Origin of the sequence: Mycobacterium sp. E1715, from assembly GCF_001667625.1 — a bacterium.
GTDB lineage: Bacteria > Actinomycetota > Actinomycetes > Mycobacteriales > Mycobacteriaceae > Mycobacterium.
Window position 1 is genome coordinate 1 of the sequence record NZ_LZJJ01000291.1, and the last position, 12,313, is coordinate 12,313.

The 12,313-nt window shown below is 67.0% G+C and carries 10 protein-coding genes and 1 pseudogene; 4 read left to right on the plus strand and 7 right to left on the minus strand.

Translation table 11 applies throughout. The features are described 5' to 3' along the window. The 6 genes from A9X03_RS14845 to A9X03_RS14870 all read right to left on the minus strand — a co-directional run. Nucleotides 1–706 (minus strand): thiamine pyrophosphate-binding protein (locus A9X03_RS14845; protein ID WP_197696084.1); only part of this gene is annotated, 706 nt, incomplete at its 3' end. Beyond that, complete coding sequence (locus tag A9X03_RS14850) at nt 707–1,921, minus strand: CaiB/BaiF CoA-transferase family protein (protein ID WP_068017650.1); 1,215 nt, start codon at nt 1,919–1,921, stop codon at nt 707–709. It lies immediately after the preceding gene. Then, nucleotides 1,914–2,864, minus strand: coding sequence for an SDR family NAD(P)-dependent oxidoreductase (locus A9X03_RS14855; RefSeq protein ID WP_068261661.1), 951 nt, complete (start codon nt 2,862–2,864; stop codon nt 1,914–1,916). Before A9X03_RS14855 ends, A9X03_RS14850 begins: the two co-directional genes overlap by 8 nt. Continuing rightward, on the minus strand, nt 2,861–4,708 hold the full coding sequence (locus A9X03_RS14860; protein ID WP_067785443.1) for an NAD(P)/FAD-dependent oxidoreductase: 1,848 nt from the start codon (nt 4,706–4,708) through the stop codon (nt 2,861–2,863). The genes A9X03_RS14855 and A9X03_RS14860 overlap by 4 nt, the downstream gene beginning before the upstream one ends. Next, nucleotides 4,705–6,090, minus strand: a complete 1,386-nt coding sequence (locus A9X03_RS14865; protein ID WP_068261664.1) for an SRPBCC family protein — start codon at nt 6,088–6,090, stop codon at nt 4,705–4,707. Before A9X03_RS14865 ends, A9X03_RS14860 begins: the two co-directional genes overlap by 4 nt. Next, nucleotides 6,087–6,935, minus strand: coding sequence for an SDR family NAD(P)-dependent oxidoreductase (locus A9X03_RS14870; RefSeq protein WP_067749453.1), 849 nt, complete (start codon nt 6,933–6,935; stop codon nt 6,087–6,089). Before A9X03_RS14870 ends, A9X03_RS14865 begins: the two co-directional genes overlap by 4 nt. A gap of 220 nt (nt 6,936–7,155) precedes the next feature. Here A9X03_RS14870 and A9X03_RS14875 point away from each other — a divergent pair, with 220 nt between their 5' ends. Genes A9X03_RS14875 through A9X03_RS14890 form a run of 4 tightly spaced genes read left to right on the plus strand, consistent with a single transcriptional unit; the run spans nt 7,156 to nt 11,907 of the window. Next, a complete protein-coding gene (locus tag A9X03_RS14875; RefSeq protein ID WP_068261667.1) occupies nt 7,156–8,769 on the plus strand; it encodes an SMP-30/gluconolactonase/LRE family protein in 1,614 nt (537 codons plus the stop codon). Continuing rightward, the gene (locus A9X03_RS14880) at nt 8,769–9,509 is read left to right on the plus strand and encodes a GntR family transcriptional regulator (RefSeq protein WP_068017634.1); all 741 of its coding nucleotides are present in this window, start codon (nt 8,769–8,771) and stop codon (nt 9,507–9,509) included. The genes A9X03_RS14875 and A9X03_RS14880 overlap by 1 nt, the downstream gene beginning before the upstream one ends. Nucleotides 9,510–9,518: 9 nt before the next feature. After that, nucleotides 9,519–11,132: an AMP-binding protein gene (locus A9X03_RS14885; RefSeq protein ID WP_068261670.1), complete on the plus strand. Its 1,614-nt coding sequence runs from the start codon at nt 9,519–9,521 to the stop codon at nt 11,130–11,132. Further along, on the plus strand, nt 11,125–11,907 hold the full coding sequence (locus A9X03_RS14890; protein ID WP_067749431.1) for an SDR family NAD(P)-dependent oxidoreductase: 783 nt from the start codon (nt 11,125–11,127) through the stop codon (nt 11,905–11,907). Before A9X03_RS14885 ends, A9X03_RS14890 begins: the two co-directional genes overlap by 8 nt. Nucleotides 11,908–11,918: 11 nt before the next feature. On the opposite strand, the pseudogene A9X03_RS14895 reads toward A9X03_RS14890, so the two are convergent. Further along, a pseudogene (locus A9X03_RS14895) lies at nt 11,919–12,170 on the minus strand (IMP dehydrogenase); the annotation flags it as partial. Nucleotides 12,171–12,313 lie beyond the last annotated feature (143 nt).

Here is a 12,313-nt window from a genome sequence, read left to right on the forward strand (position 1 = left end):
TCACCGGGCAGGCCATGAGGTCGGCCAGCTCCCGGACCGTCGCACCCGTGCGCGACGTGTGGACCCCGTGCCCCACCAACAAGATCGGGCTCTGGGCCGCCCGGATCAGCTTGGCCGCTTCGGCCACCTCGCGCTCACCCGCGGTCTGGTTGACGAGTCGATACCGGTGGGGCGGCAGTGGATCCGCCGCGTCGAGCTCGGAGAGGATGACGTGCGACGGGTACTCGATGTAGGCCGGGCCGGGCGTGCCGGACATGGCCCGGCGGATCGCCTCGTGGATGATCTCGTCGGTCTGGTCGGCGTACTCGATGGAGGCGCTGTACTTGACCGAGGGCGCGAAGAGCGGTTCCTGCCGGACGAACTGGATGCGGCCGCGCCGGACCCGGCGCTCGGTGATGCGTGCTCGCTGGCCGCCGATGAAGATCACCGGGGAGTTTTCCACTTTCGCGCACTGGATCGCCCCCGCGATGTTGGCCATGCCCGGTCCGAGCGTGCCGATGCACAGGCCGGGATTGCCCGTCATCCGCGACGCAGCCTCGGCCATGAATCCCGCGCTGAGTTCGTGATGCGGTGCGACCACCGACCAGCCACGGGCATCCGCCTCCGCGAACATGTGCACGAAGTTCGGGTCGGGGATGCCGAACAAGGTATTGACACCCTCGGCCTCGAACAGGTCCAGAATGCGCTTGTAGACGGGCACACCCATCTAGGACTCCTTTCCCTCGCGAGCAGACACAGACTCGCACTGTGGCGGGGCATCTCGTGCGATTCCGCGTCTGCTCGCGCCGATTTCGGCGAGCACTTCGGTGGTGTCGGCGCCGAGCTCGGGGGCGGGCCCCGCGACCCGCCCCGGCGTCCGTGAGAACCAGGTGGGCACGCCCGGGAAGCGCACCGGGCCGTGCGGGGTGTCCACGGTCTCGAACATGCCGACGGCGTTGAGATGCGGGTCATCGAACAGCGCGCCCGGTGTATTGAGCGGTGCGGCCGGTATCTCGAGGTCGCGGAACAAGGCCAGCCATTCCTCGGTAGAGCGCTGCTTCATCGTTTCGGCCAATAAGCCGTAGACGGCGTCGATCTGGCGGGCGCGCTGTTCCAGCGTCGAATGCGACCCATCGGCCCACGGCGGCTGCACGGCATCGATGAACGCGTTCCAGTGCTTGTCGTTGTAGATCAACGCGGCGATGTAGCCGTCGCTGGTGCGGTACGGGCGGCGGTTGGGCGCCACGGTGCGCGGATAGACCGCCGGCCCCAACGGGGGATCGAACAGTGCACCGTTGGCGTGTTCGACGAGCATGAACGAGGCCATGGTTTCGAACATCGCGACCTCGACCTCTTGTCCCTCACCGGTGCGCTCGCGGTGGAACAGCGCCATCGTCGTCGCGTAGAGCGCCGTCAGACCAGCGACCTTGTCGGCCATGATGGTCCCGACGTAGTCGGCCTCGCCCGTCAGCTGTTGTTGCACCGCGGGCAGGCCGCATTCGGCCTGAATGGTGTCGTCGTATGCGGGCCGGTCGCGTTCGGGTCCACGCCTGCCGTAGCCGTAGCAATTGGTGTAGATGATCCGCGGGTTGATCGCGGCGACCTCGGGGTAGCCGAACCCCAGCTTGGCGATCGCCTTGGCGCGCATCGAGTGGATGAACACGTCCGCCGTTTCGAGCAGCCCGCGCAGTGCGGCCGCGCCCGTTTCGGTTCGGAGGTCCAGCACGACGCTGCGCTTGCCGCGGTTGACGTTGACGAACACGCCACTCATGCCTGGTGCCGGGCCCACCGAGATGTAGCGGGTGTTATCCCCTTCCGGCGGTTCGACTTTGATAACGTCGGCGCCCATGTCGGCCATGATCTGCGTGCAGTACGGTCCCATCACCATGGCGGTCAGGTCGATCACTCGCACGCCGGCGAGCGGACCGGTCGCGTCAGCCATGCAGCGCTCCTTGATCGCTTGAGCGGTGCGACAATTCGAAGCTGTAGCGAATGTGCCGGTCGTGCCCGTCGGGCAGGACCGGGAAGATCAACGGCGCCTCCACGTATCGGATCGCCTCCAGGTGGCGGCCGACGTCTTCGATCGTCCAGGAGGGCCGGTAGACCCCCGGGCTTTCGGCGACGACCACCCGCGCCACCCGACCCGCCAGCGCGATGAACATCTCCCCGTTCACCGAGCAGGATTCGTGGGCGAGCCAACCCGCGACGGGTGCAACGAGTTCCGGACCCATCGGCGGGTAGGCGGAGATGTCGATGCCGTCGGCCATCCTGGTCACCGCGGCCGGGACGATGACGTTGCACGCGACACCGTCGGCGGCGCCTTCGAGCGCCGCGACGTTGGCCAGTCCGATGACGCCGGCCTTCGCGGCCGCGTAGTTGGCCACCCCGTGGTTGCCGTACAGGCCGCCGATCGACGACGTCAACACGATGCGCCCGTAGCCCGCCCGGCACATGAGCGGAAACGCCGGCCGCACAACGTGGAACGCACCGCGCAGGTGGACGTCGAGGACCGCGTCGAAATCCTCGTAGCTCATCTCCTTGAGCGACGCGCGACGGACGTTGCCGGCGTTGTGGATGAGGATGTCGATGCCGCCGTAACGTTCCACGGCGGTCTGGATGATCGCTTCACCGCCTTCGCGGGTCGCGACCGACGCGGTACACGCGACCGCGTCCCCGCCCGCCGCCGTGATCTCGGCTGCGACGTGCTCGGCCGGTCCGGGATCGCGACCCTCGCCGGTCAGGCCGCCGCCCGGATCGTTCACCACGACCTTCGCGCCACGCGCCGCGAGCAGCAGGGCATAGGAGCGGCCCAATCCGCGGCCGGCGCCGGTCACCACGGCGACGCGGCCGTCGAATCTCAGCTCTGTGGAAGGGGTCTCGTTCACGTGCCCAGGACCAGACCTTCCAGGTCGCCCCTGGCCCGCCAGACGCGCAGCAGGTCTTCGAAGGCGTAGAAGCCGGGGCCGTAGGGCTCACCGAGGTGGGACCGGATTCCCTCGCCGCCCCCGCCGCCTTCGTTGTTGTAGTAACCGGGCGTGCACTGAGCATCGAACGCCGAGTTGTCGACCGCCGTCTCGCGGATCGTCTGGCACCACGCGTCCTGAGCCTCCTGGCTGGGCTCGACGGTGGTCGCGCCGCGCGCCAGGGCTTCGGCGATGATGTAGGCGATGTGCTCGCCCTGCACCTCGTAGTTGGCCGCGATGTTCGCGGAGATGCCGACCTGGGTGAACCCGGTATAGAACTGGTTGGGAAAATCGCGGCTGGTCATGCCGTGCAACGTCTTGTAGCCGTCGTGCCAGTAGTCGAACAGCGACAGCCCGTTGCGACCCTCGATCGTCTCGATCGAGTAGCGGCGGCTGATTTCGGTGGTGATCTCGAATCCGCTCGCGTAGATGATGCAGTCGACCTCGTACTCGACACCGTTTGCGAGAAGGCCCTTTTCGGTGGCGCGCTCGACCCCCTTGCTCGCCGACACATCGACCAGCGTGACGTTGGACCGGTTGAACGTTGCCAGGTAGTCATCGTTGGAGCAGGGCCGCTTGCACAGGAACCGGTAGTAGGGCTTCAGCGCCTCGGCGGTCGTCTCGTCCTCGACGATGGCCGCCACGCGCCGGCGCAGCCGCTCCATGACCTTGTAGTCCTCCTCCTCCCGGATCGCGATGAACTGTTCGGGAGTCAGTGCCGCCGGATCGTCCAGGGCGAGGACCCGGGCGGCGGTGTTGCGCCCGAGCTCGGTCCAGAAGTCGCACACCAGATCCGGCTGGCCGAGCGCCATGCCCTCGAACGTCCAGGAGTGAAAGTTGCGCTGGCGTTCCTTCTGCCAGCCGGGTTTCAGGGTCTTGACCCATTCGGGATCGGTCGGCGCGTTGTTGCGCGCGTCCACGGTCGACGGGGTGCGTTGGAAGACGTACAGGTGTTGGGCGTGGCGGGCCAGGAACGGCACGATCTGGATCCCGGTGGCGCCGGTGCCGACCACGGCCACGCGCTTGTCAGCCAGCTTGTCCAGTCCGCCCTGGGCATCGCCGCCGGTGTAGGCGTAGTCCCACCGTGACGAATGGAAGCTGTGTCCCCGGAAGTCTCTGATGCCGGGAATGCCGGGCAACTTGGGCCGGTGGAACGGGCCGGACGCCATTACGACGAAGCGAGCGCGAATGTCGTCGCCGCGATTGGTGCCGACGCGCCAGCGCCTGATGTCTTCGTCCCAGCGCAGATCGTGCACCTGGGTGGAGAAGACCGCCGAGTCGTAGAGACCGAAATGCTTGCCGATGTTCCGGCAGTGCTGGTAGATCTCGGCGCCGTCGGCGAATTTCTTCGACGGCATGAAGTTGAGCTCTTCGAGAAGCGGTATATAGCAGTAAGATTCGTTGTCGCACTGGATACCCGGGTAGCGGTTCCAGTACCAGACGCCGCCGAAGTCACCGCCGAGCTCGATGATCCGTACGTCGTCGACGCCCGCCTTCTTCAGATAGGCCGCCGACAGCAGGCCCCCGAAGCCGCCCCCGAGAACCGCCACGTCGATGTCCTCGTTGATCGGATCCCGAGGTGTGACGGGCGTGTACGGGTCCACCTCGTAGTAGCCGGCGAAATCGTCCTCGAGTTCGATGTACTGCTTGGAACCCTCTTTGCGCAGCCGCTTTTCACGTTCCTGCCGATACTTCTCCCGCAGCGTCTCGATGTCGGCGTCGTCCGGCGTCTGCGTCGGTCCGCAATCGTTTCCGAACATGGTCATGTGTCTTCAAGCTCCCGCGGTGCGCCGGTACCCATGTACTTCGACAGTTGGTAGTGCAGGTTGACGGTGCTGCGTTCGCGGTACGGGTTGGGCTTGGTGCCCGGAAAGCCCAGCGATTTCATGCCCTGCTGCACCGCGGCCATGTTCGAGAAATCCTGCGGCAGGACCGAACGCCACCTGGGATCGCCGACCGGCGTGTACTCCCATTCCGTCTCGGGCTCTTGGCCTTTCGGATAGAGCTCCAAGACCGACACCTCGAAGATGCACTTGTCGGGGTGGTAGCTGGGATGTGGTCGCGCGCCGTAGCACAGCGCACTGGTCAGGCCCTGCCCGATCTGGAAGTTCGGAAAGATCTGCCACGCGGTGCCGGCCTGCCCGAGGATGTCGGCGGGAATCGTCGGCCAGATCACGCCGCGGGCCGCGTCGTCGCGGCGCGCCGACGCCAGCCAGTGCTCGAGGACCTTGTCGGCCGGTGTTCCCTCGGGCAATTCGTCCACCAGCCGCTTGGCCGCGTTCACCAGGGTCTGGGTGGTGGTGGCGTTCGTTTCCTCCATCGTGTACACCTGCATCTCCGCGGTGGACACGCGAGGGTCGGCGCCGGTGCCGAGGCGGATCTTGGACTTGGTGGCCTCCATGTCGTCCGGAGCGTCATAGCCGATGTTGCTGTGTTTGCCCTGCGCCTTGGCCCAGCCCTTGAATTCGCCGAACCTGTTGAATTCGGGATGGGTGGTGTAGACGTGGTAGGTCTCGTTGAACGCCTCGAGCGCGACCTTCCAATTGCAGTCGAAGAACAGCCACTTTCGCCATTTGTAGCGCATGTTCTCGCACCCGAAGGGGTCGAGAATCTTCGCTGCGGGAAACAGGTAATCGGCCAGCGATTCGCAGTCGGGGTCCATGTTGACCCACAGCCAGCCACCCCACGTGTCGACCTTGACCGGCCGCAGGTGGGTGTTGTCGGGGGTGAGCGCCCCCTGCCAGTCCTGTTGTTCGCGGATGTGGGTGCACGCCCCGTCCAAACCGTATGTCCAGCCGTGGAATCCGCAGACGAACGATTTGCGGGCACGGCCGCGGGCGTTCTTCGCACCCTCGGGTGTGTCGATCAGTCGGCGGCCGCGGTGCATGCACACGTTGTGGTGGGCGTGGAATTCGCGTGGTCCGGTGCGCACGACGATGATCGAGTCGTCAAGGATGTCGTAGGTCAGGTAGCTGCCCACCTCGGGCAGCTCTTCGACCCGGCCGACCTGCTGCCATACCTTCCGCCACAGCTTGTCGCGCTCGGCGCGCGCGTAGTCTTCGGAGATGTAGGCCTCGACGCCGATCGTGACGGGCCGCGAAAGTTCCTCGGCCGCTGCGGCGTTCACGCCCTTGGCGAGGTCGGTCATCGCATCCTCCTGATGGCCGCGCGGAAGGATTCGTCCTTGAGGAACAACGACGTGTTGTCGGCGTCGAGATGACTCCACTTGAGGTCAAGCCCGCCGTCGACGAGCAGCGTCTGGCCCGTGATGTAGCTGGAGAGTTCCGACAGCAGAAACAGGATGGCGCCCGCCTGTTCCTCGGGCCTGCCGCGCCTGCCCATCGCGATCGCCCGCCGATCCCGGTCCGGGTCGGAGTCGACATAGGTGCGCGAGGCGGCGGTCTCGGTGACGCCCGGCGCCACGGCGTTCACCCTGATGCCGGCCAGGGCAAGCTCGAGTGCCATGGTGCGCGTCATCGCGGCGATGGCGGCCTTAGCGGTGCCGTAGGCGATGTGGAAGGGCGCGGTGTTCATGCCGCTGATCGACGAGATCGACACGATCGATCCCGGCCGCTGCTGGGCCACCAGCTCGGCCGCCACGGCCTGGCTCATGAAGAACGCGGTCTCGAGGTTTGCGGCGAAAATCTCGCGCCAGTCGTGCCGCGTCACACGGGTCGACGGCATCCACGTCGATGGCGCGGCACCGCCGGCGACATTGACGAGCCCGTACAGGTTGCCCTCGGCGCGGCGGGCCTGATCGATGACCGCGGCGATGCCCTCATCGGTCGAGGCGTCGGCCGCCACCGGCACCACCGCCAGACCCTGACCGGCCAGCGGGGCGACATGCTCGTCGAGATTCTCCTTCGACCGGCTCACCGCGATCACGGTGGCGCCGGCCCGCGCGGCCATCGCCGTCACGGTGGTACCGATCCCGCCGCCCCCGGCGCCGGAGACCACCACGATGCGACCGTCGAGTCTGAGGAAGTCCTCCATGGCCTGCTTTCCCCTGCTGCGAACACCGGGCACGGGCGCAACGGGCTCTGCTGTCTACTGGTCCGGACAAAATATGGCATTCTGTCGTTCGGAGAATACTATTCCCATCGCCAGACTGGACTGTCAAGGCCGAGCAGAGCGCTGCCGATGACTATTGTCTGGACTAACCGTAATTGATAACGTCCAGCTCAAACGGCCTACGGAAGGATCCCGGCGAGGCATGTCGATTTCGAGGGCCACCGCGGCGGAGCCGTCACGGTATGCGGCGCTACATCACCCGATCGACGTGGCGGAAGGCTGGACCCTCGATCGAGTGACCGCTCCCAGCCGGCTGTTCGGCGCCAACGGTTTGCGGACCGGCCCGGACGGTCGCGTCTACATCGCGCAGGTGACCGGAAGTCAGATCAGCGCACTGGATCACCGCACCGGCCGGCTGGAAACCGTGAGCCCGAAGGGCGGCGACATCGTCGCCCCCGACGACGTCGCGTTCGACTCCCGCGGCAACCTGTACGCCACCGAGGTGATGGACGGCCGGGTCAGCGTGCTCGACACCGCCGGGCGAACCCGAGTGCTGCGCGACGATGTCCCGTCGGCGAACGGCATCACGTTTTATCGGGACCGGTTGTTCGTCGGCGAATGCCGTGAGGGCGGCCGGTTGCTGGAACTCGATCCGGCGGGCGGATCGCCGCGGGTGCTGCTGGATGGGGTGCCGTCACCGAACGCGATGGAGGTAGGCCCCGACGGCCTGTTGTATTTTCCCGTGATGGGCGCCAACGAGATCTGGCGCGTCGATCCCGACGGCGGTGAGCCAGACTGTGTCGCAGCCGATCTCGGTGTACCGGACTCGGTCAAGTTCGACAACCACGGCCGCATCGTGTCGACCCAGGTCGCCAGCGGGCAGGTCCTTCGCATAGATCCCCGCAGCGGCGAGCGGCGGGTACTGGCCCAGTTGAGCCCCGGCCTGGACAACTGCACGTTGGTCGGCGACCGGGTGCTGGCCTCGAACTTCACCGGAGAGGTCACCGAGATCGCGCGCACCGGCGAGACGCGAACGGTGTTGCCCGGCGGGCTCAACTGGCCGCTCGACCTGGCCGTGGACCACGACGGCCGGCTTTACGTCGCCGATGGCACCTACCTCTATGTCGTGCAGCCGGACGGGTCGTTGCAGACCGCGGGCATGTTGTTCAGCCCCGGCTATCCCGGGTTCCTGCGGGGGATCGCGCCGAGCGGGCCCGGCGAGTTCGTCGTGACCACCTCGGGCGGTCAGGTCGCCCGCTACCGGCCTGCGGCCGGCCAAAGTGAGGTGCTGGCCGACGGTTTCGACCAGCTCTACGGCGTTGCGGTCGGTCGCAAGGGGGTCGTCTTCGCCGAGCTGGGCACCGGGCGGGTCCTGTCGCTGGGTGCGGGCGGCGTCGGGGTGCTGGCCACCGGCCTGCGGGATCCGGTCGGCGTCGCGATCGACGCGGAGGGCGCGCCCCTGGTGGCGGAGGCCGGGCGGGTCGTCAGGGTGAGCGGACCCGGCGGCGACATCGTGGTGGCGGATCTGCTGCGCCCACAAGGCATTCTGGTGCGTGACGGTGTGCTCTACATCGTCGATGCGGGCACCAAGGAGTTGATCGCCTTCGACCTGCATGGCCAGGTCCGGCGCGTCATCGCATCGGGGCTGCCGGTCGGCCCGCCGCCGGGTGTGGCGCCCAAACCGTTGAAAGGGATGCCCCCCTTTTCCGGCCCGCAGGGCCCCTTTGCCGGCATCACGTCCGCGCCCGACGGGACCCTCTACCTCTCGGCCGACGGCGACGGCAGCGTCCTGGCTCTACGCCGGGATGGCCGCTGATGACCCAGGCCATCGCGGGCGAGCACCGCTACCTTCAGATCGCCCGCACGCTGCGCAAGGAGATCGTCGACGGCGTCTATCCGGTCGGCTCGCAGCTCCCGACGGAGCATCAGCTGTGCGAGCGATTCGCGGTCAGCCGCTACACCATTCGCGAGGCGCTGCGCCGGCTTCGCGATGACAACCTCGTTGCGTCCCGGCCGCGAGCGGGCACCCGGGTGGTTCCGCGCCCGGCCACCAGTTCCTATGCGCAGGACGCGATGTCAATCGACGACCTGCTCGTCTTCGCGGCCGGCGCGCAGCTGACGATCGAGTCGAACGCGATGGTGACCATCGACCGGGACCTTTCCGCTCGAACCGGATTGCTCGCCGGCACACAGTGGTTGAGCGTGCGCGGGTACCGCCAGGCCGACGGCGCGTCAGCGCCCCTGTGCCGAACGGAGTACTACATCAACCGCGATTTCGCGGCGGTCGGCAGGCTGCTGCAACGGCACGCCGGCCCGATCTTCCCGCTGATCGAGGACCTGTTCGGTGTCACCATCGCCGAGCTACACCAAGAGATCGCCGCGGTGGTGCTTTCGCCCGACGTGGTCGACGGCCTCGCGGTCGAGGCGGGGACTGCCGCCCTACAGATGCGGCGCACCTATACGACGTCTGACGGCGTGGTCGCCCAGGTGACGATCAACACCCATCTGTCTTCGGACTTCCGGTATGCGATGACAATGCGCCGAGTGAAAGATTAGGTTGTTGCGGTGATCGCCCCGGCCCGCCAGGACCCCGCACGCGCGGCGGACGCGTACCGGCGCGACCTGTGGGTCCATACCACGCTGGCAGATTCCCTGCTCGCGGCCGTGGCGACTTCGCCGCGCCGTATTGTGCTGGTGGACCGGGACATTCGGATCGACGTTGCCACGCTCCACACGCAGGCCATCGCGTTGGCGAACACCCTGCTGGCGCGCATGCCGGTGGGCAGCGTCGTGTCGTTCATGCTGCCCAACTGGCACGAGGCGGCGGTCATCTATCTGGCGGCGACCCTCGCCGGGATGGTGGTGAATCCGATCTTGCCCTCGCTGCGCGACCGTGAGCTGCGCTTCATCCTCGAAGACGTCGGCGCCGCCATGATCTTCGTCCCGCACCGGTTCGGCGGTCACGACTATGCCGCGATGGTCCAGGGGGTGACGGCCGCGATGGACCGGGCGCCCGAGGTGGTCGTGCTGCGCGGCTCCGAAACGGGGCGAGCCGGCCGGCACACGCCGTACCCGCAACTGCTGGAGCAGGGGCCGGTCGCGACGCGGCTGCCCAGCCTGGATCCCGACGCCGTGCGGATGGTCCTCTACACCTCCGGCACCTCGGGCCGTCCGAAAGGCGTTCTGCACAGCCACAATTCGATTCATGCGCTGATCCGCCAGATCCGGGACCACTGGGACGTCAGCCCCGGCGACGCGTTCCTGGTGCCGTCGCCGATCGCACACATCGGCGGCTCGATCTATGCGTTCGAATGTCCGCTGCTTCTGGGCACGTCCGCGATCCTGATGGATCGGTGGGATCCATCGGCGGCCGTGGCGGTGATGGACGGCCAGCGGTGCACCCATATGGCCGGGGCGACACCGTTTCTGCAACAGCTGCTCTCCGCCGCCGAGCGTGCCGGCAGCCGGCTGCCCGCCTTGAAGGTGTTCATTTGCGGTGGCGCCGCCGTCTCGCCGTCATTGATTCGCCGGGCCGGCGCCTATCTGGACCGGGCGGTGGTCACCCGGGTGTACGGCTGCACCGAAGTGCCGGTCACGACGGTCGGAGCGCTGGAGCGAGACGAGGCCGCCCACGCGGCCGAGACAGACGGACGCGTGGGCATCGCCGAGATCAAGCTCGCCCCGCACCCGGCCGCCGCGGCCGGCGAGGGCGAAATCTGTGTCCGGGGGCCGCAGATGCTATTGGGCTACCTGCACGCTGAGGATGAGGCCGAATCCTTCGACGAGGCAGGTTATTTCCGGACGGGCGACCTGGGCCGCTGGGTCGACGGCCAGTACCTCTTGGTCACCGGCCGCGCCAAGGACGTCATCATCCGCAACGGCGAGAACATCTCGGCCAAGGAGGTCGAAGACTTGCTGACCGACCATCCCGGCGTGGCCGAAATCGCCGTCGTGGGACTGCCCGACGACCGGACCGGAGAGCGCGCGTGCGCCGTGATCGTTCCCGCGGGTTCATCACGGCCGGACGTCGCGAGCCTGCTTGCCCTGCTGCAAAGCAAGGGCGTCGCCAAATTCAAAGCGCCAGAACAGGTCGTCTTCTGGGACACGCTGCCGAAGAACGATGCGGGAAAGGTGCTGAAACACCAGATCAAGCTCGCGCTGACGAAGGTAGATGGGTGATATGCAGGTCGCAATCGTGACGGGAGCAAGCAGCGGCATCGGCCTGGGATGCGCGACGAAACTCGCCGAGATGGGGATGGCGATCGTCGGCACGGGCCGGGATCAGGGCCGGCTGGCCGAGCTGGAAAGGGCCATCAACGATCCGAGCCGTGTCGCGACACTCGCGGTCGATCTGACCGAGGACGACGCGCCGGGCCGCATCGTGGACCTCGCGGTCGGCCGCTGGGGTCACGTCGACTTCCTCATCAACAACGCAGGGGTGGGCAGCCCCAAGCCGCTGCACGAGACCGACGACGAAACACTCGACTATTTCCTGAGTTTGATGCTGCGTGCACCGTTCAGGCTGGCGCGCGAAGCGTTGCCCCACATGGGACCGGGGTCGGCCATCATCAACGTCACATCGACGTTCGCCGTCGTCGGCGGCCTGCGCGGTGGCGCCTACTCGGCGGCCAAGGGAGGGCTGACCGCACTCACCACCCACATCGCCTGTCAGTACGGGGCGGCCGGCATCCGATGCAACGCTGTGGCGCCCGGAGTGACGGTCACTCCGATGGTCGAAAAGCGCTTGGAAGACGACAGGTTCCGAAAAATCAACACCGAGATGACGCCGCATCAGAGGCTGGGGACCATCGATGACATGGCCAGCACCGTTGCGTTCCTGTGTTCCCCCGGGGGCAGCTTCATCAACGGGCAGACGATCGTCGTCGATGGCGGCTGGAGTTCGACCAAGTATCTGTCGGACTTCGCCTTGAACTCGCGTTGGGTCGAGCGTTAAGCGGGCGGAGCTCAGACGTTGAGCAGCACTTTGACCGCGCGACGTTCGTCCATTGCCTTGTAGCCTTCGGCGGCGTCCTGGAGCGGCAGGTTCAGGTCGAACACCTTGCCGGGGTTGATCTCACCGTCCCAGATCAGCCTGATCAGCTCGGGGAGGAATCGCCGTACCGGGGCGAGGCCGCCGTGCAGGTGCACCATGGAGAAGAACAGCTCATCGCCGGGCAGCGCGACGTCGTGCGAGAGGCCGACGTAGCCCACAGCGTCGTGGAGGCGGTCGGCACCCAGCAATCGATGATGCAAGCGATCTCCGCCACCCGACCGGGCGGTCACGTGGGCTACGTCGGCCTCTCGCACGACGTCGCGCTGCCCGGCGATGAGCTGTTCTTCTCCATGGTGCACCTGCACGG